The organism is Streptomyces sp. NPDC031225, assembly GCF_055570355.1.
Window position 1 is genome coordinate 362,933 of sequence record NZ_JBVIHJ010000002.1, and the last position, 20,021, is coordinate 382,953.

Sequence of the window (20,021 nt, forward strand, 5' to 3'; positions counted from 1 at the left end):
CTGCTCACGCTCCCGTGGCGACAAGGACGGCGGCGACCGCGAGGACGACGGTGCCGGCGAGCAGCGCGCTCACATAGGTCTGCAGATTGCCGGTCTGTGCCCGTCGTACGGCGGTGCCGAGCCAGCGTGGCAAGGCGCCCGCGCCGCGTACGTAGGTCTCGATGACCTCACGGTCCAGGAACCGGACGAGGGTGGCTCCGGCCTGTACCGGGCGAACGAAGACGGCCGTGTACAGGGCGTCCAGGTGGAAGCCGACGGCCGCGTGCCGGTGCAGGGGGCCGAGCAGAAGGCGGCCCGGGTCCGCCGGATCGGGTGCGTAGGCGATGTCCCCGTATACGGGAGTGTGGCTGGCGATGGCCTCGGCTTCGACCTGGGCGGCCCCGCCGGGGTGGGCGGCGACCGCGCCGAGCGGGGTACGGGCTGCGAGCGCGCTGGTGTGGCGCCAGGCGGCGTAGGTGATGATGCCGCCGATCAGGGCCACGCCCGTGCCGACGACAGACGTGGTGAGGGTCGGGGTGAGGTCGCGGCCGTCGAACCAGTCGGGCAGCACACGGTAGGCGAACGCGCCGAGGGCCAGGGACGGGGCCGCGAGGACCCACAGCACCACGGTCATCGGGAGTGGCTGGCGGCCGTGGTCGGGGGCCTCGGCGCCCCTGCCGTAGAAGGCCAGCAGCCACAGGCGCGTCGCATAGGCCGCGGTGAGCAGGGCGGTGAGCAGGCCTGCGACCAGGGTGATCCAGCCCGCGGCGCCGGGGGCGTGCTCGGTGTGGCCGGTGGCGACGTGCTCGGCGGCGCCGAGGACGGACTCCTTGGAGAAGAAGCCGCTGAAGGGCGGGATCGCGGCGAGCGCGAGGAGCGCCACGGTCATCGTCCAGTAGGCGTCCGGGATGCGGGCGCGCAGGTCCTGCATGCGGGACATCGCGGCCAGAGAGTTGGTGCCGGCGGCGTGGATGATCACGCCGGCCGCGAGGAACAGCAGCGCCTTGAAGGCGCCGTGCGACAGGAGGTGGAAGACGGCGGCACCGCGGTCGCCGACGGCGAGGGCACCGGTCATGTAGCCGAGCTGGCCGATCGTCGAGTAGGCGAGGACGCGCTTGATGTCGTCCTGGGCGAGTGCGGCGAGACCGGAGCCGAGCATCGTGACGGCGGCCATGACGGCGAGGATCACCATCGCGGCCCGAGAGGCCTCGAAGACCGGGAGGAGACGGGCGATGAAGTAGACACCGGCGGTGACCATCGTCGCGGCGTGGATCAGTGCGGAGACGGGCGTGGGGCCCGCCATCGCGTCGGGGAGCCAGGTGTGCAGCGGGAACTGCGCGGACTTGCCGGCCACGCCCGCCAGGAGCAGCAGGGCGATCAGGGTCGGGTGGTCGAGTCCGCCGTGCGCGACGGTGTCGAGGACCTTCGTGATCCGGAAGGAGCCGGCGTCGGTGGCCAGCGCGAACAGACCGATCAGGAAGGGCACGTCACCGAGCTTGGTCACCAGGAAGGCCTTGAGGGAGGCGGCGCGGGCCTCCGGGGTCTCCCAGTAGTGGCCGACCAGGAAGTACGAGCAGATGCCCATGATCTCCCAGCCGACCAGCAGCACGATCAGGTCGCCGGAGTAGACGACGAGCAGCATCGCGGAGGTGAAGAGGGAGACGAGAGCGGCGTACGAGGGGTAGCGCGGGTCGTCGCGCAGATAGCCCGTCGAGTAGATCTGCACACAGGTGGCGACGAAGCCGACCAGGACGGCGACGAGGGCGGCGAAGCCGTCGATGTGCAGGGCGAGTTCGATCGGGACCGAGCCGGTCGGGGTGAGTTCGGTGGCGGCGTTCATCACCTCGTCGCCGCCCTGGTGTACGGCGACCACCGCGGCGAGCGCGAGGGCGGCCAGCGTCGGCACGACGGCGAGCGGGCGGACGAAGCCGGGGGCCGTGCGGCCCAGGAGCAGTCCGGCCGCGGCGCCCAGGAAGGGAAGGAGGGGGACGAGGACGGCGAGGGTGGTCGTGGTCACGCGGTGGCCTCAGCCTTTCCGGTTCGTCCGGTCCGTCGGGCCCGCCCGGTCCGTACGTCCTGGTCGGCGCTGAGGGGGACGCCGCCGTCGGAGTCCCCGTCGGTGCTGTCGGATTCGTGGCCCTCGGCCGTGTCGCGGAGCTTGTCGATGTCGGCGGTACCGCGGTTGCGGTGGACGGCGAGGACGATCGCCAGACCGATGCCGATCTCGGCGGCGGCGATGGCGATGGTGAACAGGGTCAGGGCCTGGCCGGAGTGCAGGGTCTCCTCGGCGGCCTTGCTGAGCCAGACGTCGAAGGCGACGAGGTTCAGGTTGACGGCGTTGAGCATCAGCTCGACCGACATCAGGACGAGGATCGCGTTGCGGCGGGCGAGGACGCCGTAGAGGCCGGTGCAGAAGAGGAGGGCGGCGAGTACGGCGGGATAGGCGAGGTGCATCAGCGGGCGCCTTCCTGCTCGGCCGACTCGGGATCCTTGGCCGACGCGGGGCCCTTGGCCGACGCGGGCTCTGTGGCCGACTCGATGGCGTTGGCCGAGGCGGGCTCTGTGGCCGACGCGGACTCCGTGGCCGACGCGATGACGTTGGCCGACGCGGACTCCGTGGCCGACTCGATGGCGTTGGCCGATTCGGCGCTCTTGGTCGCCTCGGCGGCCTTGGCCGGTGTGGAGGGCTCGGTCGGTGTGGAGGGCTCGGCCGGTCCAGTTCCCCCAACCGGTCCATTTCGCCCGATCGTGTGATTACGGGAATCCGGGGCGGATGGGGAACTCCCGGTCGCGGCTCGGGAGTTCACAGGGGGAGAGCTCGACTCCGCCTTCGCCTTGCGGGACAGGACGATCGCGCCGACCAGGGCCGCGAGGAGCAGGACGGAGAGGGCCTCGAAGGGGAGGACCCAGTTCTGGAAGAGGCTGGCACCGGTGGCCTCGGTGGAGCCGGCGGCGGCGCCGTCGAGGTCGATCCAGGTGGCACGGAAGGCATCGACGACCACCCAGACCAGAGCGGCGCCCGCGGCGACGGCCACGACGAGGGCGGCCCAGCGGTTGTCGGAGTCGGCGTCCGGGGAGCGGCCGATGGGGGCCTTGGTGAGCATCAGACCGAACAGAAGGAGGACCACTACGGAGCCGACATAGATGAGGACCTGCACCCAGGCGATGAACTCGGCGGTGAGCAGGAGGTATTCGACGGCGAGACCACCGAGGGCCACCACCAGCCACAGGGCGGCGTGCACCAGTTGCTTGGTGGTCACGGTGACGATCGCGGCACCGAGGGTGACCAGGCCGACGAGCAGGAAGGCGATCTCCACACCGGTCGGCGAGAGGAAGCCATGGGTCTCGGCCGCGGCTGTGGTCAGTAGAGCAGGGGTGAGGCTCACGCGTTCCCCTCCTGCGGCTCGGCCTGTGCGGCCGCCAGCTTTTCGGCGGACTTGCGGGCGGCCGCGATCTCCTTCGGTTCCTCCGCGCCGGGATCGAGGGCCGGCGGGGCTGGGACGGTCCACATCCACTCGCGGAGCTTGTCCCGCTCGTGGGTGAGGTCGCGGATGTCGGTCTCGGCGTACTCGAACTCCGGGGACCAGAACAGGGCGTCGAAAGGACACACCTCGATGCAGATACCGCAGTACATGCAGAGGGAGAAGTCGATGGCGAAGCGGTCCAGGACGTTGCGGCTGCGTTCGCGGCCACCGGGGGCCGCTGCCGGGACCGTTTCCTTGTGGGAGTCGATGTAGATGCACCAGTCGGGGCACTCACGGGCGCACAGCATGCAGACCGTGCAGTTCTCCTCGAACAGGCCGATCACACCTCGGGCGCGGGGCGGGAGGTCGGGCTGAGCGTCGGGGTACTGCTCGGTGACGGTCTTCTTCGTCATCGTGCGCAGGGTGACGGCCAGACCCTTGGCCAGGCCTGAGCCAGGAATGGGGGGCATGGTTACTGGATCACCACCTTGACGATGCCGGTGAGGGCGATCTGAGCGAGGGAGAGGGGGACGAGGAGGGTCCAGGAGAGCTTCTGGAGCTGGTCCTCGCGCAGCCGGGGGTAGGTCACGCGGAGCCAGATGACGACGAACGCGAGCACGGCCGTCTTGAGGAGGGTCCAGACCCAGCCGAGACCGTCGGCCCCCCACGGGCCGTGCCAGCCGCCCAGGAAGAGGACCGTGGTGAGACCGCACAGGACGACGATTCCGGCGTACTCGGCGAGGAGGAACAGGGCGAAACGAAGGCCGGTGTACTCGGTGTAGGCACCGAAGATGATCTCCGAGTCGGCGACTGGCATGTCGAAAGGCGGACGCTGGAGTTCGGCCAGGCCGGCGACGAAGAACACGATCGCGCCGACGATCTGCCAGGGCAGCCACCACCACTCGAAGGCGTCGACGATGCCGGGGAGGGAGACGGTCCCGGCCGCCATCGCCACCGAGGCGGCGGTGAGCAGCATCGGGAGTTCGTAGGCCAGGAGCTGTGCGGCGGTGCGGAGGCCGCCGAGGAGGGAGAACTTGTTGGCGGAGGCCCAGCCGGCCATGAGGGAACCGAGGACGCCCACGCCCATCACGGCGAGCACGAAGAACACACCCGCGTCGACGACCTCACCGACGGCACCCTCGCCGGGGCCGATCGGGATGGCGAGGAGGACGAGGAGGTAGGGCAGAAGGGCCACCGCGGGGGCGAGTTGGAAGATACGGCGGTCCGCGCCCGCCGGCACGATGTCTTCCTTCTGTGCGAACTTCACACCGTCCGCGACGAGTTGGGCCCAGCCGTGGAAACCGCCGGCGTACATCGGGCCGAGGCGGCCCTGCATGTGGGCCATCACCTTGTGCTCGGTCTGACCGATGATCAGGGGGAAGGTGAGGAAGACGACGAAGACGATCAGGAGCCGCAGGGCGACGTCGAGAGCGTCGTTCACTGCGGGCCTCCTGCGGGCTTGTCGGGGGTGTGGCGGGTGTTGCGCGGGTCGCGGGTGCTCTGCGTGTCGGGGGCCTGGGGCTCATCAGGGGTTGAGTCGCCGGAGGTCGGGCGGAGGCCGGCGCCCTGAGGGTTCACGTGTGTGTCCTCGGGGGCGTCGTCCGTGTCTTCGACACGTGCCGGGCCTTGAGGGTCATCGGGGAGCTCGGCAGCACCGGGATCCTCGGAAGCGTCAGCCGCCTCGGAGACACCGGGCCCCTCTGAAGTACTGGGCTCCTCGCGCACCTCGGGCGCCTCGGGCGCCTTGCGGCGTTCGGAGTGCTCGGAGTCCTCGGAGTCCTCGGAGTCCTCGGAGGGTTCCTCGTCTTCGGACGTGGGAGCCCGCTCCGTTTCGGGGTCGTCGAAGGCCGGGCGGGCGTGGTGCCAGGGTGCGTCGGAACTGCGGGGGCTGGTGGGGGCCTTTGACGGCGCAGGGTTGACGCTCGCGTCATCGGCCGACGGCTCGGAGGCGGCGGTCTCGGTACGGCGGCTCGCGGACCCGCCCGAAGCGCTGCGTGTCCGACGGGGCCCGGTCGGGGCATTGCCCGCGGCTCCCGGGCGGTGCGGCGCCGGGGTGTCAGAGGCAGGGGCTCCCAGCCCCAGGGCCTCCGACGCCGGAGTGTCCGAGGCCGAGGCCGCCGACCTTGGGGTGCTCGACCCCGACGCGAGCCCCGGCGTGGGCGACCCCGACGTGTCCGACCCCGACGCGGGAGAGTCCTTCACCGGAGCATCCGCCGTGGCCGGAGGCAGGTCGGCTGCCGGAGCATCCACCGTGGACGCGGGCAAGCCGGTTGCCCGTGCATTCGACTCGGGCTCACCGCTCGTCGTTGCTGCTGGGCCGTCGCTCGTGCGGTCGGCTCCGGGTACCGTCTGGCCGGCCGAGCCCTGCGCAGCGGTGCGTGTGCGTCGGGGCATGCCCGTCGGCACCGCCTCCGCAGCACCGTCCGCCGCCTCCGCTGCCGTGTCCGTCGCCTCCGTCGCTCCAGCTGCGCTCTGGCTCGCCGAACCCTCCGCCGCCGAACGCCCACGACGTGGACCACCGGTCACCGCACCCGGCGCGCCCGACTCCTCCGACTGACTCGCCGAACCCTCCGCCGCCGAACGGGCCCGTCGGACCGGACGGTCTGCTGCGGCTCGGGCAGGGCGTTCGCCCGGGGTGCGGGCTGGGCCGCGGGCCGGAGCCGGGGGCAACTGGCCTTTCAGGGGCCCCCATTCGTTCGGGTCGGGGACTCCCGGCGGGAGCATCTGGCGGCGCTTGGGGCCGCCGTGTTCGGACTCGCCCGGTTCCTTGGCGCCGGGCCAGGCCTTGGCGACCCGGGCGGCCAGGACGAAGTCCTTGCGGAGGGGGTGGCCCTCGAAGGTCTCCGGGAGGAGGAGGTGGTCGAGGGCGGGGTGGCCCTCGAAGGTGACGCCGAACATTTCGTGGGTCTCGCGTTCGTGCCAGGCGGCGCCCGCGTAGATGTCGACGGCGGTGGGCAGCGCCGGGGTCTGGTGGGAGATCGTCGTGCGGAGCAGCAGGCGTCGTACTGGGGAGAGGGCCGCCACGTGGGCGGCCACGCGGAAGCCGGTGCCGGGTTCGTCGACCGCGCTGAGCCAGTCGAAGTAGGTGCAGCCCAGTTCGTCGCGGGCCGCGCGCAGTGCCGTGAGCCAGGTCGCGGGTGGGACGTCGACCGTCAGGACCTCGTACGACTCCTCGGCGGTGGCCTCGGGGCCGAAGAGGTCCTCGACGGGGGCGGGGAGCCAGCCGACGGCGGTCACCGCCCGTCCCCCTGGCCGGAGGCCCCGCCCGGAGCCCCCGGACCCTTCACCAGCCCGCTCTGAAGTGCCGCCGGCGATGGGCGTGTCGCCGGGGATGCGTACCGTTCCGCCAGGGACTCGCGCGCGATCTTCTCCTGGAGTTTCAGGATTCCCTGGAGGAGTGCCTCGGGGCGGGGCGGGCAGCCCGGCACGTACACGTCGACCGGGATGATCTGGTCGACGCCCTTGGTGACCGAGTACGAGTCCCAGTACGGGCCGCCGCAGTTGGAGCAGGCGCCGAAGGAGATGACGTACTTGGGCTCGGGCATCTGCTCGTAGAGGCGCTTCACGGCCGGGGCCATCTTGTCCGTGACCGTGCCGGAGACGACCATCAGGTCGGCCTGGCGCGGGCCTGGCGCGAAGGGGATGACGCCGAGGCGGATGAAGTCGTGGCGGGCCATCGACGCGGCGATGAACTCGATGGCGCAGCAGGCGAGGCCGAAGTTGAAGACCCAGAGGGAGTACCGGCGGCCCCAGTTGAGGATGACCTTCATCGGCTCGGGGGCGAGGCGGGCGAGGGCGCCCAGCCGTTTCGGCTCCGGAAGCAGAACAGGCTCCGAGGGGGTCACGTCCATTCCAGGACACCCTTCTTGTACGCGTACAACAACCCCACGGCGAGGAAGCCGAGGAAGATGAACATCTCGACGAGGGTGGTCGCGCCGTAGCCGGGAGCGGCGAAGACCGTCGCCCACGGGAACAGGAAGATCGAGTCGACGGCGAAGATGACGTACAGGAAGGCGTAGACGTAGTAGCGGACCTGGGTGTGGGCCCAGCCCTCGCCGACGGGGTCGACTCCGCACTCGTACGTCAGGAGCTTCTCGGGGGTGGGGACCACGGGCCGCAGCAGGCGGCCGGCGCCGAAGGCGACGGCGACGAAGAGCACGCCGACGACGGCGAGCAGCCCGACGACCGAGTACGACTGGAAGTAGTCCGCCGCGACGACGGTCGAATCGACGGTCGGTTCCGGCACGTCCGCCCCTCGCTCCCTGTGGACATCGATGAACACCGCTGTTCGACGATCTGTACGCACGGGAGTCTAGGCCCTGATAAAGGACCGGTAAGCAGCCCGTCACCCGTTGGAAGACGGGGGTGGGGTTTTCCCCAGGGCACGGCGGCGGCCCGCCTCATGGCGCCCGGCCCTCTCGCGCGGCACGCTAACCCATATGACCGAACGCCACTCGTCCCCGAGCCGTGCCGTGACCACCGGCGGAACCACCGGTGGAGCCGCCGGAACCAGCGGCGGAACCGACCGCGGGCGACTGCCGCCGGCCCGTTTCGCCTATGACGCGCACACCTGGAAGGAGATCGCGCATCTCCTGGCGAACCTTCCGATGTCGATCCTCGGTTTCGTCTACGTCATGACCGTGCTGTTCACCGGTCTCTGGCTGACCGTCACGGTGATCGGCTTCCCGCTGCTCGCGGCCGGTCTGCTGGGCGCGCGGCAGCTGGGCAAGCTGGAGCGGGCTCGGGCCCGGGCACTGCTCGGGCTGCACGTGGACGAGCCGAGTCCGCTGCCTTGGCGCACGAAGAACGGCGGCAGCGGCTTCTTCCCCCAGCTGTGGATGGGGCTGAAGGACCCGGTGGGCTGGCGGACGGTGCTGTACGACTTCATCCGGCTGCCCTGGGGCATCCTCACCTTCACCCTCACGCTGACCTCGTTGTTCGTGCTGTGGCCGGTGCTGCCGTTCATCGCGCGGGGCCTCGCCAACGTGGACCGGGCGATGGTGCGCGGTCTGCTGTCGCCCTCGACCGAGCTGGAACGCCGTATCGCGGAACTGGAGTCGGACCGTGGGGTCGTGGTGGACGCGGCCGCGTCGGACCTGCGGCGCATCGAGCGGGATCTGCACGACGGGGCGCAGGCCCGGCTGGTCAATCTGGCCATGGGCCTCGGCCTGGCGAAGGAGAAGCTCCTGGAGGACCCGGAGTACGCGCAGGCGATGGTCGCGGAGGCGCACGGCGAGGTGAAGCTGGCGCTTCAGGAGCTGCGGGACCTGGCGCGGGGCATCCATCCGGCCGTGCTGACCGACCGCGGGCTCGACGCAGCGCTGTCGTCGGTCGCCTCGCGGTGCACGGTGCCGGTGAAGGTGACCGCCGACCTCGACGCGCGGCCGGTGCAGGCGATCGAGGGCATCGCCTACTTCACCGTCTCCGAGCTGCTGCAGAACGTCAGCAAGCACAGTGGGGCGCGGTCGGCGTCGGTCGACGTGTGGCGGTCGGAGAACCGGCTGCTCATCCAGGTGTGGGACGACGGCCGCGGTGGCGCCCGGCTCGACGGCGGCACCGGCATGCGCGGGCTCGCGGAGCGCCTTGACGCGGTCGACGGGCTGTTCGTCATCGACTCGCCGCCGGGCGGCCCGACGGTGGTGACGGCCGAGCTGCCGTGGCGGGACCGGGCGCCGCACAGGCCGTGACGGCCGTTGCGGCCTGTTGTGCCGGAAAGGGTGGGGAAAACCCCCCTTTCAAGAGGCCGACGGCCTCCATGGTCCGTTGAGCTGCGGCCCAGCAGGGTGGAGATACGACACCACGGGCGCGGGACGAGAGACGAAGGACGACGTCGATGGCCACGGACACGGACTACGGGTACGACAGTGGGCTCGGGTTCCCCGAGAAGGCGCGGCGGCACCGGGTGCCGGCGGGGCTGCGGGCGCCGTTCGAGGGGCGGACCTGGCGTGAGTACGGCTATGTGCTGCTGAGCCTGCCGATCAGCATCGTGCTGTTCGCGTACGCCGTCACGATGGTCTCGCTGGGCGCGGGTCTGCTCGTGACCTTCCTCGGGATCCCGGTCTTCGCGGCGGGGCTCGCCGGGTGCCGGGCGCTCGGGGCGATGGAGCGGGCGCGGGCGCGGGGGCTGCTGGATCTGGAGCTGGCGGACCCGGAGCCGCTGCGGATGCGCAAGCCCGGGTTCATGGCGTGGATGGGGGCGGTCCTCAAGAGCGGGACGTCCTGGCGGACGCTGCTGTACTCCGTGCTGCACCTGCCGTGGGCGGTGTTCTCGTTCGTCGTCGCGGTGAACTTCTGGGTGTACGGCTGGGCGCTGCTGACGTATCCGCTGTGGTTCTGGGTCTTCCCGGCGTACGCCGGTCAGGACGGGCTCCAGCTGTACGGCGACCAGACCCATCACATCTATCTGGACAACCCGTTCGAGATCACCGTGACCGCGCTGGTGGGGCTGTTGTTCACGCTGGCCACGCCGTGGATCGTGCGGGCGCTGACGATGGTGGACCGGGTGATGGTGACGGGTCTGCTCGGACCGACCCGGCTGTCGGCGCGGGTGGTGGAGCTGGAGTCGGACCGGGGCGTCGTGGTGGACACGGCGGCGGCGGATCTGCGGCGCATCGAGCGCGACCTGCACGACGGGGCGCAGGCCCGGCTGGTGGCGCTGGCCATGGATCTGGGGCTGGCGAAGGAGAAGCTCACGGAGGATCCCGCCGCTGCGGCGCGGATGGTGGACGAGGCGCACGGTGAGGTGAAGACGGCGCTGCAGGAGCTGCGGGATCTGGCGCGGGGGATCCATCCGGCCGTGCTGACCGACCGGGGGCTCGATGCGGCGCTGTCCTCGGTGGCGTCGCGGTGCACGGTGCCGGTGCAGGTGGAGGTGGATCTGCCGGCCCGGCCGGCGCCGGCTATCGAGGGGATCGCGTACTTCACGGTGTCGGAGCTGTTGCAGAACATCAGCAAGCACTCCCGGGCCACGTCGGCCGCGGTGGATGTGTGGCGGGTGGAGAACCGGCTGATGCTCCAGGTGGTGGACAACGGGGTGGGTGGGGCCGATGTGTCCTCCGGGTCCGGGCTCGCGGGGTTGGCGGAGCGGTTGGATGCCGTCGACGGGATTCTGGTGGTGGATTCGCCGGTGGCGGGACCTACCCGGGTGACCGCGGAGTTGCCCTGGCGGGCGGATCGGGTGTGACGGGTCCTGCGTGACGTGGGGGCGGTGGGGGGGGGTCGCCCCCGCCGCCCTTACCCGTCCCATCCCCAAGGGGTGCTGCCCCTTTCGACCCTGGATCCTGGGGTTGCGCCCCCAGACCCCCGTCGGCCCTGAAGGAGCCTCGTCCTCAAACGCCGGACGGGCTGAAAAACGACACTGACCCCCCTGTTCTCGGGCCTTTGTTCGTATCCACGGCCTCTAATCCCGTTGCCCGCACCCGTCCGCATCCGAATGCTGGAATGCTGGACCTGTCCGGCGGGCGGGCAGGAAACGGGCTGGGGGGCCGAGAGTCGTGGAGGACAGGGTGCGGGTGGTCATCGCCGAGGATTCAGTGCTGCTGAGGGAGGGCCTGACCCGGTTGCTGACCGACCGCGGGCACGACGTCGTGGCCGGTGTGGGCGACGGAGAGGCACTGATCAAGACGATCGGCGAGCTGGACGCGGAGGGCGAGCTGCCCGACGTCGTCGTCGCCGACGTACGGATGCCGCCGACGCACACCGACGAAGGAGTACGGGCCGCCGTACAACTGCGCAAGGCACATCCCGGACTCGGGGTACTCGTACTGTCGCAGTACGTGGAGGAGCGGTACGCCACCGAGTTGCTGGCCGGGTCCAGTCACGGAGTGGGGTACCTGCTCAAGGACCGGGTCGCGGAGGTGCGTGAGTTCGTGGACGCGGTGGTGCGGGTGGCCGAGGGCGGTACGGCCCTCGATCCCGAGGTGGTCGCACAGTTGCTGGGGCGCAGCCGTAAGCAGCATGTGCTCGCCAATCTCACGCCCCGGGAGCGGGAGGTGCTCGGGCTCATGGCCGAGGGGCGGACCAACTCGGCCGTCGCGCGCCAACTCGTGGTCAGCGACGGGGCCGTCGAGAAGCATGTCAGCAACATCTTCCTGAAGCTCGGGCTGTCGCCGAGCGACGGGGACCATCGCAGGGTGCTGGCCGTCCTCACCTACCTGAACTCCTGAACCACCGCGCAGGTCCGAAGAGCAGAAGAACAGAAGTACCGAAACCGCAGGCCCGTCAGAACCGCAGGACGAGTGGGAGCGTCCTCAAGGAGAGCGCCGGGGGGCGTGTAATTCATGACAAGTCAGGGCGTCGTACCGTCTCAAAACCGGGTCCATCATGCGAATGGCCGAGGGAAGGCGACCCCTGCGGTCGTAGGGTTGATCCTGGGAAGGCCTGCGGGAAGGCCGCTCCCGAACAGCCGCCTCGAGGGAGGTCCAGTTCAGTGACCAGTCAGGTCAGCAGCGCAGCGGAGCAGGCCGACGAAGCCGTCGTGGGAGAGCAGCGCAAAGAGACCGGCGTGAAGGATGTCCGCCGTCTCGACCGGGTGATCATTCGTTTCGCGGGTGACTCCGGTGACGGGATGCAGCTCACCGGTGACCGTTTCACCTCGGAGACCGCATCCTTCGGCAACGACCTGTCCACCCTTCCCAACTTCCCCGCCGAGATCCGGGCCCCCGCCGGGACCCTGCCGGGGGTCTCCTCCTTCCAACTCCACTTCGCCGACCACGACATCCTCACGCCGGGGGACGCGCCGAACGTGCTGGTCGCGATGAACCCGGCGGCCCTGGCGGCGAACATCGCGGACCTGCCGCGCGGTGCGGAGATCATCGTCAACACGGACGAGTTCACCAAACGGGCGATGCAGAAGGTGGGGTACGCGGCCTCGCCGCTGGAAGATGGCTCCCTCGACGGTTACAGCCTTCATCCGGTCCCCCTGACCACGCTGACCGTCGAGGCCCTCAAGGATTTCGACCTCAGTCGCAAAGAGGCCGAGCGCAGCAAGAACATGTTCGCGCTCGGCCTCTTGTCATGGATGTACCACCGGCCCACCGAGGGCACGGAGAAGTTCCTGCGGACGAAGTTCGCGAAGAAACCGGAGATCGCCGAGGCGAACCTCGCCGCCTTCCGGGCGGGCTGGAACTTCGGTGAGACCACCGAGGACTTCGCCGTCTCCTACGAGATCGCCCCGGCGACGAAGGCGTTCCCGGTCGGCACCTACCGCAACATCTCCGGGAACCTCGCCCTGTCCTACGGGCTGGTCGCCGCGTCTCGCCAGGCGGACCTGCCGCTGTTCCTGGGCTCGTACCCGATCACCCCGGCCTCGGACATCCTGCACGAGCTGAGCAGGCACAAGAACTTCGGTGTCCGGACCTTCCAGGCCGAGGACGAGATCGCGGGCATCGGCGCGGCACTGGGCGCGGCCTTCGGCGGTTCGCTCGCGGTGACGACGACCTCCGGGCCGGGGGTGGCCCTGAAGTCGGAGACCATCGGCCTCGCCGTCTCCCTGGAGCTACCGCTCCTCGTCATCGACATCCAGCGCGGCGGCCCGTCCACCGGTCTGCCGACCAAGACCGAGCAGGCGGACCTGCTGCAGGCGATGTTCGGGCGCAACGGCGAGGCGCCGGTGCCGATCGTCGCTCCCCGCACTCCGGCCGACTGCTTCGACGCGGCGCTGGAGGCGGCGCGGATCGCGCTGGCGTACCGCACGCCGGTCATGCTGCTGTCGGACGGCTACCTGGCCAACGGTTCCGAGCCGTGGCGCATCCCCGAACTCGACGAACTCCCGGATCTGACCGTGCAGTTCGCGCAGGGCCCGAACCACACCCTCGACGACGGCACCGAGGTGTTCTGGCCCTACAAGCGCGACCCGCAGACCCTCGCCCGCCCATGGGCCGTGCCCGGCACACCGGGTCTCGAACACCGCATCGGCGGCATCGAGAAGGAGGACGGGACCGGGAACATCTCCTACTCCCCCGCCAACCACGACTTCATGGTCCGCACCCGCCAGGCCAAGATCGACGGGATCGACGTACCCGATCTGGAAGTCGACGACCCGCACGAGGCGCGCACGCTGGTCCTGGGCTGGGGGTCGACGTACGGCCCGATCACGGCGGCGGTACGACGTCTGCGGACGGCCGGCGAGGCGATCGCGCAGGCCCATCTGCGCCACCTCAACCCCTTCCCGCGCAACCTGGGCGCGGTGCTGAAGGCGTACGACAGGGTCGTCATCCCGGAGATGAACCTCGGGCAGCTCGCCACCCTCATCCGGGCGAAGTACCTGGTCGACGCGCACAGCTACAACCAGGTCAACGGTATGCCGTTCAAGGCCGAACAGCTCGCCACGGCTCTCAAGGAGGCCATCGATGGCTGAGACGTCCACGGAAGGCACGGGCACGATCGAGGCACTCTCGCTGGTCCCCAAGGCCGAGGCCCGCCAGAGCATGAAGGACTTCAAGAGCGACCAGGAAGTCCGCTGGTGCCCCGGCTGCGGTGACTACGCGATCCTCGCGGCGGTCCAGGGCTTCATGCCGGAGCTGGGGCTGGCCAAGGAGAACATCGTCTTCGTCTCGGGCATCGGCTGCTCGTCGCGGTTCCCGTACTACATGAACACGTACGGCATGCACTCCATCCACGGCCGCGCCCCCGCGATCGCGACGGGCCTGGCCACGTCACGCCGGGACCTGTCGGTGTGGGTCGTCACCGGCGACGGCGACGCTCTCTCCATCGGCGGCAACCACCTGATCCACGCCCTGCGGCGCAACGTCAACCTCAAGATCCTGCTCTTCAACAACCGGATCTACGGCCTCACGAAGGGCCAGTACTCCCCGACCTCCGAGGTCGGCAAGATCACGAAGTCGACGCCGATGGGCTCTCTGGACGCCCCGTTCAACCCGGTGTCCCTCGCGATCGGCGCGGAGGCGTCCTTCGTGGCCCGCACGGTCGACTCGGACCGCAAGCACCTCACGTCGGTGCTGCGCGAGGCGGCCGCCCACCCCGGCACGGCGCTGGTCGAGATCTACCAGAACTGCAACATCTTCAACGACGGCGCCTTCGAGGCCCTGAAGGACAGGCAGCAGGCGGAGGAAGCGGTGATCCGCCTCGAACACGGACAGCCGATCCGCTTCGGGGCGGACCTGTCCAAGGGGGTCGTGCGGGACGCGGCGACGGGTGACCTGAAGGTGGTGCCGGTGACACCGTCGAACGAGTCGCAGATCCTGGTCCACGACGCGCACGCGTCCTCTCCGACAACCGCCTTCGCTCTCTCCCGCCTGGCCGACCCGGACACCCTTCACCACACCCCGATCGGGGTACTGCGCTCGGTGGACCGCCCGGTGTACGACACGCAGATGTCGGACCAGCTGGACGCCGCGATCGTGCAGAACGGCAAGGGGGATCTGGGGGCGCTGCTGGCCGGGGGCGACACCTGGACGGTTGTGGGCTGACAGTCCTGTCGACGCCGGAAGGTCCGGATGCAGAGATACGACACCGAGGCCTTCCGGCTTGGCGGCTCACCCCCGCTCCGACTCGGAACTCATGATCCACCAGTCCTCGAGGTCGTCCAGCCGTTCGCCCACGATGACGTCGACAGCCCGTCCGATGCGTGCCTCCAACGACTCCGTCGGCAACTGTCGTCGCTGCTCGCCTGTGCGCTCCCAGTACTCCACGAAGGCGGGGTCACGGATCAGTGCCTTCATGTGGCCGAGGAGTTCGCTGCGGTCGATGTGACCGAAGCGATGCGCGAGCAGCACCAGGCTGTACTGCCGACCCGCGTGGATCATCTGACGACGTCTCCTCTCGGAGATGCAGTCCGATGTGCTCACCGTGGCGGCGAACTGGGCGTTCTCGATCGACCGGTCCAACTGCTCCGCGAAGAGGCGTTGCACCTGGATCAGATTCGCTTGGTGCAGCGCGTCCGCCACACGGCCGAGCCTCTCCGCCATGACCGAACAGGCGCGCAGCACCTCGTGAAGGAGCTCCTTCTCAGGCACCGTCATACCGCCACCGTGCCTGGCACCACGGGTCGCGACAGGGGCGGACGAGGGGCGCACAGAGGGATATGGCGTTCATACCAGGAGGCGGAAAGGAAGGCCCGGGCTGTACCAGCCGTCACGGGCAGCGCCCGGACGGTCCGTGGTCACGCGTCGGGGATGTCCCTCTTCGCGCGCAACAGGGTCTCGCGAGTGATGACGACGATCCGTTCGTAGTCGGCACGAGAGGCATCGACCGGCAGCCGTCCGTCCAGTTCGTCGGTCCGGTCGGTGCCGATGACCGCGAAACTGCCGTCGCTCAACTCGAAAAGGTCGGGGCAGTTCTCACCCGACATGCTTCCTCGTTGGCGGGGTGAATCCCCGAGTCGGCGGACGATATTGACTGCGGGGAAGTCGCTGTACACGCGGGAACTCTCTGTCTGGGGCCGAACGCGGTCAAGTTCACTCGTGGACGGGGGAGTTGCGATTTACCGGCACAAAATAGCAGGCCGAAATGCCCGCGCGTCACCTACTTCACTCAGAAGGCCCTACAACCCACCAGACCCTGCCGCTGGCGATCTCTTCCATCATCTCGTCCACGGCCCGGCCGACCCTCGCCTCCAGGGACTCCGGCGCCAGAGCTCTGCGTGCGTCACCCGTGAGATCCCAGTACTCCTGGAAGACACCGTTCGAGCACCACACCCGCAGGTAGCCGATCAGCTCGTCCCAGTCGATGGCACCCAGACGGTGATGCAACATGATGGCGCTGTACTGCGCGTTGACGAACAGCACCTGTCGGCGCCTGCTCTCCGACATGCCCTGGAGGGTGCTCATGGCTTCCGCCAATGCGGGATCCGCCAGGGCACGTCCCGTCTGTTCCGCCATGATGCGATGCAGCTGTATCAGATTGGCCTTGCGGATCTCCTCGGTAAGGGAGGCGAGCTGCCGGAGCACGCTCTCCAGGAGCTCCTCCTGACTCGATGGAGAATCGATCCTTCGCGCATCCGGATTCTGTGCGGCCAATGCGAACCCCCGGGTCAGGCGCCCGACTGCCGGTCGCGGTCTCATGGGCGGTACGAGGACCGGTCTACGCCCCTGACATGTATGTGCCCGTAGAGGGGCATCCGCATTCGCGCAGGCAGCCGAACCATCTACATCATCCCTGCTCAGAGCCCGCTTTCCGCGCGTCATACCCCTCCCGCGCCTCCTGCACCGCCCCCATCCTCCGCGCCGTCCACTCCGCCAGTCCCCGGATCTGTTCCGCGGCCTCGCGGCCCAGGTCGGTCAGGGAGTAGTCGACGCGTGGCGGGATCACCGGCTTGGCGTCGCGGTGGACCAGGCCGTCGCGTTCCAGGGTCTGGAGGGTCTGCGTCAGCATCTTCTCGCTGACCCGGCCGATCGCTCGGCGGAGTTCGCTGAAGCGGTACGGGCGGTCCAGGAGCTGGATCAGGACCAGGACGCCCCAGCGGCTCGTCACGTGTTCCAGGACGAGGCGGTGGGGGCACATCGCCTCGCCCGCGGCCGCCTCCGAGAGGATCTGTTCCGTACTTACCGTCATGCCAGTACCTTACTTCAAAGTGGGTACTTTCGCTGAGTTAGCGCTTCCCCTATGGTTAGTGCCATCGCACCCCACAAGGAGATCGCCACCATGAGCATCGTCGTCACCGGAGCCACCGGACACCTCGGCCGCCACGTCGTCGAGCAGCTGCTCGAGAAGGTTCCGGCCGAGCAGATCACCGCCGTCGTCCGCACCCCGGAGAAGGCCGCCGACTTCGCCGCCAAGGGCGTGAAGATAGCCGTCGCCGACTACAACACCCCCGAGACCTTCGACAGCGTCTTCGCGGCCGGCGACAAGGTGCTGCTGATCTCCGGCAACGAGTTCGACAAGGGCCGCCCCGCCCAGCACCAGGTCGTCATCGACGCCGCCAAGGCCGCCGGCGTGGCGCTCCTCGCGTACACCAGCGCACCCGGCACCCTCAGCGCCGCGCTCGCCGACGACCACCGGTCCACCGAGAAGGCGCTCCTCGCCTCCGGTCTGCCCTACTCGCTGCTGCGCAACGGCTGGTACAACGAGAACTTCACCGAGAACCTCGCCCCCGTCCTGGAGTACAACGCGGTCGTCCAGGCCGCCGGTGACGGCCGGGTCTCCTCCGCCTCGCGCGCCGACTACGCGGCCGCCGCCGTGGCCGTGCTGACCGGCGAGGGGCACGAGAACTCGACGTACGAGCTGGGCGGCGACGAGGCCTGGAGCTTCGCCGAGTACGCGGCCGAGGTCGGCAAGCAGGCCGGCAAGGAGATCGCCTACAACGCCGTCTCCGTCGAGGCCTACACCGGGATCCTGACCGGTGCCGGACTGCCCGGGCCGTTCGCCGGGATCCTCGCCGGTGTCGACGCCTCCATCGAGAAGGGCGAGCTGGTCGTCTCCTCCGGTGACCTGTCCCGCCTGGCCGGCCGTCCGACCACCCCGATCGCCGAGTCCATCGCGGTCGCGCTCAAGGGCTGACCTCACTCCCCGGCAGCCCCCGGGTGCGCCACCCCCGCCTGTCATGACCGTATAGCGATACGGGCATGACAGGCGGGGGTGCTCGGCGTTACCTTCGTGCGGGCGAGGACAGTGCGAGGAGGAGGGTCCGTGAAGTCGAGAGGTGAGGGGCACATAGGCCTGCTGAACGGCTTCGCCGCCTATGGGATGTGGGGTCTCGTCCCGCTGTTCTGGCCCCTGCTGAAGCCCGCCGGGGCCGCGGAGATCCTCGCCCACCGGATGGTGTGGTCGCTCGCCTTCGTCGCCGTCGCGCTCGTCTTCGTACGGCGCTGGGCCTGGGCCGGTGAGCTGCTGCGGCAGCCGCGCAGGCTCGCGCTCGTCACCGTCGCCGCGGCCGTCATCACCGTGAACTGGGGCGTCTACATCTGGTCCGTGAACAGCGGCCATGTGGTGGAGGCCTCGCTCGGGTACTTCATCAATCCGCTCGTCACCATCGCGATGGGTGTGCTGCTGCTCAAGGAGCGGTTGCGGCGGGTGCAGTGGCTGGCGGTCGGGATCGGTGCCGCCGCGGTGGTCGTTCTCACCGTCGGGTACGGGCGGCCGCCGTGGATCTCGCTCACGCTCGCCTTCTCCTTCGCCACCTACGGCCTGGTGAAGAAGAAGGTCAACCTCGGCGGGGTCGAGTCGCTGGCCGCCGAGACCGCGATCCAGTTCCTGCCCGCGCTCGGCTATCTGCTGTGGCTGAGCAACCAGGGCGATCTCAGCTTCACCGCCGAGGGGCCGGGTCACGCGGCCCTGCTCGCCTCGACCGGCATCGTCACCGCGCTCCCCCTGGTCTGCTTCGGCGCCGCCGCGATCCGCGTGCCGCTGTCCACGCTGGGGCTGCTGCAGTACCTGGCCCCGGTCTTCCAGTTCATGCTCGGCATCCTCTACTTCGGCGAGGCCATGCCGCCCGAGCGCTGGGCCGGGTTCGCGCTGGTCTGGCTGGCGTTGGCGCTGCTCACCTGGGACGCCCTGCGCACCGCGCGCACGCTCAGGAGGCAGATCAGCAGGCCGGGCACCACCATCACACCGGGCACCGCCGGCGCCGTACGGAAGGCGGAGAGCCTGGCCTCGGGTGCGGAGCCGCTGGACTCGCCCACCGCGAGGCCGTAGACCGCGGTCACCGCCGAGATCCCGATCGCCGAGCCGAACCGGGTCGCCGTGTGCAGCAGTCCGCTCACCAGGCCCTGCTCGGACTCGGCGACCCCGTCCGTCGCCGCGATCCAAACGCGCCTTGGGACAGCCCGGGACCTCGTTCGCCGCTATAAGTGGCTCCATGACGCAGACATCACCCGCACCCCTGCACTGGAAAGTCGTCGTGGACGCCGGCGACCCGCATGCCCAGGCCGACTTCTGGGCGGCCGCCCTGCACTACGTGGCCGAGGACAACGACGCCCTCATCGGGCGGCTGCTGGAACTGGGCGCGGTGCCGCGTGAGGCGACCGTCGGATACCACGGACGCCTCGCCTTCCGGGACCTGGTCGCCGTACGGCATCCCGGCGACCCGTACGACAAGGACAGCGGCACCGGGCTGGGGCGGCGGCTGCTGTTCCAGCGGGTGCCGGAGGCGAAGACGGTCAAGAACCGGCTCCACCTGGACGTGCACGCCCCGGACGGGCAGCGGACGGCCGAGGTCGCGCGGCTGACGGGGCTGGGCGCGAGCGTGCTGCGGGAGGTGCGGGAGCGGGGCGGCGAGTGGGTGGTGATGGCGGACCCGGAGGGCAACGAGTTCTGCGTGCAATGAGCATGCGAGGGCGGCGATATCCGATATGCGAACGGGCGTGACCGGATTGCGCCCTTGACGGTGAGTCAACCTCAGCTTCACCATCCAGGCACCCATTCGCTGTGGATTCCCTGTGATTTCAGGGATCCCCATGGAATTCGGAGCCCCCCACATGAAGCTCTCGGTTCCCGGACGCGTCACGGCCACCGCCGTCGTCGCCGCCGTCTCCCTCCTGGCCGGCGGGTCCATAGCCGGCGCGGGGGGGGGGGGGGGGGGAGGGGGGGGGGGGGGGGGAGGGGGAGGGGGGGGGGGGGGGGGGGGTGGTGGTGGGGGGGGGGGGGGGGGGGGGGGGGAGGGGGCGGGGGGGGGGGGGGTGT

General features: G+C 69.9%; 20 protein-coding genes and 1 pseudogene (1 of these 21 cut by a window edge). 9 read left to right on the top strand and 12 right to left on the bottom strand.

The features are described 5' to 3' along the window. Positions 1-4 precede the first annotated feature (4 nt). The 8 genes and pseudogenes from ACZ48Z_RS04535 to ACZ48Z_RS04570 all read right to left on the bottom strand — a co-directional run bounded on the left by ACZ48Z_RS04535 (position 5) and on the right by ACZ48Z_RS04570 (position 7,689). Entirely contained in the window at positions 5-1,996 is a 1,992-nt protein-coding gene (locus ACZ48Z_RS04535) for an NADH-quinone oxidoreductase subunit 5 family protein (protein WP_468734277.1), read from the bottom strand. After that, positions 1,993-2,433, bottom strand: a complete 441-nt coding sequence (nuoK, locus tag ACZ48Z_RS04540; protein WP_468734278.1) for an NADH-quinone oxidoreductase subunit NuoK — start codon at positions 2,431-2,433, stop codon at positions 1,993-1,995. The genes ACZ48Z_RS04535 and nuoK overlap by 4 nt, the downstream gene beginning before the upstream one ends. Before the next feature lie 215 nt (positions 2,434-2,648). Continuing rightward, a pseudogene (locus ACZ48Z_RS04545) lies at positions 2,649-3,344 on the bottom strand (NADH-quinone oxidoreductase subunit J family protein); the annotation flags it as partial. A 17-nt stretch (positions 3,345-3,361) separates the two neighbouring features. Next, entirely contained in the window at positions 3,362-3,913 is a 552-nt protein-coding gene (locus tag ACZ48Z_RS04550; protein ID WP_468734279.1) for a NuoI/complex I 23 kDa subunit family protein, read from the bottom strand. A 2-nt stretch (positions 3,914-3,915) separates the two neighbouring features. Continuing rightward, a complete protein-coding gene (locus ACZ48Z_RS04555; RefSeq protein WP_468734280.1) occupies positions 3,916-4,884 on the bottom strand; it encodes a complex I subunit 1/NuoH family protein in 969 nt (322 codons plus the stop codon). Then, the gene (locus ACZ48Z_RS04560) at positions 4,881-6,680 is read right to left on the bottom strand and encodes an NADH-quinone oxidoreductase subunit C (RefSeq protein WP_468734281.1); all 1,800 of its coding nucleotides are present in this window, start codon (positions 6,678-6,680) and stop codon (positions 4,881-4,883) included. Before ACZ48Z_RS04560 ends, ACZ48Z_RS04555 begins: the two co-directional genes overlap by 4 nt. Beyond that, complete coding sequence (locus tag ACZ48Z_RS04565) at positions 6,677-7,294, bottom strand: NADH-quinone oxidoreductase subunit B (protein WP_468734282.1); 618 nt, start codon at positions 7,292-7,294, stop codon at positions 6,677-6,679. The genes ACZ48Z_RS04560 and ACZ48Z_RS04565 overlap by 4 nt, the downstream gene beginning before the upstream one ends. Further along, positions 7,285-7,689, bottom strand: a complete 405-nt coding sequence (locus ACZ48Z_RS04570; RefSeq protein WP_389096457.1) for an NADH-quinone oxidoreductase subunit A — start codon at positions 7,687-7,689, stop codon at positions 7,285-7,287. The genes ACZ48Z_RS04565 and ACZ48Z_RS04570 overlap by 10 nt, the downstream gene beginning before the upstream one ends. Positions 7,690-7,882: 193 nt before the next feature. Between ACZ48Z_RS04570 and ACZ48Z_RS04575 the strand changes: the two genes are divergently transcribed. The 5 genes from ACZ48Z_RS04575 (at position 7,883) to ACZ48Z_RS04595 (ending at position 14,872) form a co-directional block, all read left to right on the top strand. Next, a complete protein-coding gene (locus ACZ48Z_RS04575) occupies positions 7,883-9,130 on the top strand; it encodes a sensor histidine kinase (protein WP_468734283.1) in 1,248 nt (415 codons plus the stop codon). Positions 9,131-9,276: 146 nt separating this feature from the next. Then, a complete protein-coding gene (locus tag ACZ48Z_RS04580) occupies positions 9,277-10,626 on the top strand; it encodes a sensor histidine kinase (RefSeq protein WP_468734284.1) in 1,350 nt (449 codons plus the stop codon). A 322-nt stretch (positions 10,627-10,948) separates the two neighbouring features. Then, on the top strand, positions 10,949-11,608 hold the full coding sequence (locus ACZ48Z_RS04585) for a response regulator (protein ID WP_468734469.1): 660 nt from the start codon (positions 10,949-10,951) through the stop codon (positions 11,606-11,608). Positions 11,609-11,871: 263 nt separating this feature from the next. Continuing rightward, positions 11,872-13,800, top strand: a complete 1,929-nt coding sequence (locus ACZ48Z_RS04590; RefSeq protein ID WP_468734285.1) for a 2-oxoacid:acceptor oxidoreductase subunit alpha — start codon at positions 11,872-11,874, stop codon at positions 13,798-13,800. Next, on the top strand, positions 13,793-14,872 hold the full coding sequence (locus ACZ48Z_RS04595) for a 2-oxoacid:ferredoxin oxidoreductase subunit beta (protein WP_468734286.1): 1,080 nt from the start codon (positions 13,793-13,795) through the stop codon (positions 14,870-14,872). The genes ACZ48Z_RS04590 and ACZ48Z_RS04595 overlap by 8 nt, the downstream gene beginning before the upstream one ends. A gap of 66 nt (positions 14,873-14,938) precedes the next feature. Here the strand turns inward: ACZ48Z_RS04595 and ACZ48Z_RS04600 are convergent, their stop codons facing one another. The 4 genes from ACZ48Z_RS04600 to ACZ48Z_RS04615 form a co-directional block, all read right to left on the bottom strand. Next, positions 14,939-15,424, bottom strand: a complete 486-nt coding sequence (locus tag ACZ48Z_RS04600) for a DUF6082 family protein (RefSeq protein WP_468734287.1) — start codon at positions 15,422-15,424, stop codon at positions 14,939-14,941. A 140-nt stretch (positions 15,425-15,564) separates the two neighbouring features. Then, positions 15,565-15,753 (bottom strand): hypothetical protein, encoded by a 189-nt coding sequence (locus ACZ48Z_RS04605; RefSeq protein ID WP_468734288.1) that lies wholly within the window; start codon positions 15,751-15,753, stop codon positions 15,565-15,567. Between the two features lie 178 nt (positions 15,754-15,931). Then, positions 15,932-16,351 carry a DUF6082 family protein gene (locus ACZ48Z_RS04610; protein WP_468734289.1) on the bottom strand — a complete coding sequence of 140 codons (420 nt, stop codon included), beginning with the start codon at positions 16,349-16,351 and terminating at the stop codon, positions 15,932-15,934. Between the two features lie 202 nt (positions 16,352-16,553). Continuing rightward, complete coding sequence (locus ACZ48Z_RS04615; protein WP_468734290.1) at positions 16,554-16,955, bottom strand: winged helix-turn-helix transcriptional regulator; 402 nt, start codon at positions 16,953-16,955, stop codon at positions 16,554-16,556. 90 nt (positions 16,956-17,045) lie between these two features. On the opposite strand from ACZ48Z_RS04615, the gene ACZ48Z_RS04620 reads away from it, so the two are divergent. From ACZ48Z_RS04620 to ACZ48Z_RS04635, 4 genes are all read left to right on the top strand, one after another. Continuing rightward, positions 17,046-17,900, top strand: a complete 855-nt coding sequence (locus ACZ48Z_RS04620; protein WP_468734291.1) for an SDR family oxidoreductase — start codon at positions 17,046-17,048, stop codon at positions 17,898-17,900. Positions 17,901-18,029: 129 nt separating this feature from the next. After that, entirely contained in the window at positions 18,030-19,034 is a 1,005-nt protein-coding gene (gene rarD / locus ACZ48Z_RS04625; RefSeq protein WP_468734292.1) for an EamA family transporter RarD, read from the top strand. Between the two features lie 163 nt (positions 19,035-19,197). After that, positions 19,198-19,665: a VOC family protein gene (locus ACZ48Z_RS04630; RefSeq protein ID WP_468734293.1), complete on the top strand. Its 468-nt coding sequence runs from the start codon at positions 19,198-19,200 to the stop codon at positions 19,663-19,665. Positions 19,666-19,816: 151 nt separating this feature from the next. Further along, on the top strand, positions 19,817-20,021 hold the start of the coding sequence (locus ACZ48Z_RS04635; protein WP_468734294.1) for a M28 family metallopeptidase. The gene runs 935 nt beyond the window's last position; 205 of the gene's 1,140 nt are visible here — the first part of the coding sequence; it begins with the start codon at positions 19,817-19,819; its stop codon lies off the right edge, out of view.